Below are 1,275 nucleotides of genomic sequence, written 5' to 3' on the forward strand. Positions count from 1 at the left end.
AAAGCGCCCCCGCGCCGGGAACCCGTGGCTAGAGCCTTTCAGCGGCGATACATGTCCTGTGCCGCATGGTCGCAAACCCCAAGTTGCTGCTAGAAAGCCCCGCATGGTCGCCCGTCCGCTGGTCCTAATCCTCGCCACTGCCGCGCTGTCGGCGTGCGTATCGACACCCAAACAGGTCGCGCAGCCGCGCCCCGCACCCGCTCCGCCGCCCACCCGGGTGCAGCCGGTGCCGCCGCCGCTCGCCCCGCGCGCCGCCAATGTCGTGCCGCAGGGGCTGCGCGACGAGTTGCAGGAACTCTGGCGGACCTTCCCTGGCAAGACCGGCATCGCGGTGCGCCGCATCGATGGCGACTGGGTGGTCGGCCAGCGCGGCGGCGAGCTGTTCCCGCAGCAGAGCGTCTCGAAGCTCTGGGTGACGATGACCGTGCTGGAAAAGGTCGATCGCGGCGAGGTCTCGCTCGACCAGGAAGTGACGATCACCGCCAATGACCTCACCTTGTTCCACCAGCCGCTTGCCGCCCGCGTCGCGCGCGAAGGCGTGGTGCGTGCGACCGTCCGCTCGCTGATCAACGAGGCGCTGACCGCGAGCGACAATAGCGCCAACGATGCGCTGTTGCGCACCGCCGGTGGCCCGGGAGCGGTGAACGACTTCCTTCGCCGCAAGGGCCTCGCCAACATCCGCTTCGGCCCCGGAGAACGCCTGTTGCAGAGCTCGATCGCCGGCGTCGAATGGCGGCAGGAGCTGTCGGCAGGGCGTGCCTTCCAGGCCGCACGCGAGCGCGTGCCGCTCGACCGGCGGCGCAACCTGCTCTCGGCCTATGTCGCCGATCCGATCGACGGTGCCAGCCCCGAGGGCATTGTCGATGCGCTGGCGCGGCTGGCACGCGGCGAATTGCTCTCGCAGAGCTCCACCCGGCTCATGCTCGACACGCTTGGCCGCACGCGCAGCGGCCCCAATCGGCTGAAGGCGGGCGTACCAGCCGGGTGGCAGTTCCTGCACAAGACCGGAACCGGCCAGGATCTGCCCCCGGTTTCGACCGGCTATAACGATGTCGGCATTATGACCGCGCCCGACGGAACCCGCTATGCCGTAGCGGTCATGCTCGCCGAGACCACAGCGAGCATTCCGCAGCGGATGCAGCTGATGCAGGCGGTGTCGCGCGCGGTGGGGCGCTGGCACCAGCGGTGAACCGCGTGCGGTAATCGGCGCTACCGCTCCGCGAAACATTGTGTTATCCGAGAGGCGGGAGACATTTGTTTCGTTCGCCGCAACCG

General features: G+C 68.8%; 1 protein-coding gene. It reads left to right on the plus strand.

Annotated elements, in window-relative coordinates; all coding sequences use genetic code 11:
- Positions 1-103: 103 nt before the first annotated feature.
- Positions 104-1,189: a serine hydrolase gene (locus tag DM995_RS13600; RefSeq protein ID WP_116969768.1), complete on the plus strand. Its 1,086-nt coding sequence runs from the start codon at positions 104-106 to the stop codon at positions 1,187-1,189.
- Positions 1,190-1,275 lie beyond the last annotated feature (86 nt).

The sequence above is a fragment of the Blastomonas sp. UPD001 genome (assembly GCF_003426715.1).
In the GTDB taxonomy this organism is placed as follows: Bacteria; Pseudomonadota; Alphaproteobacteria; order Sphingomonadales; family Sphingomonadaceae; genus Blastomonas.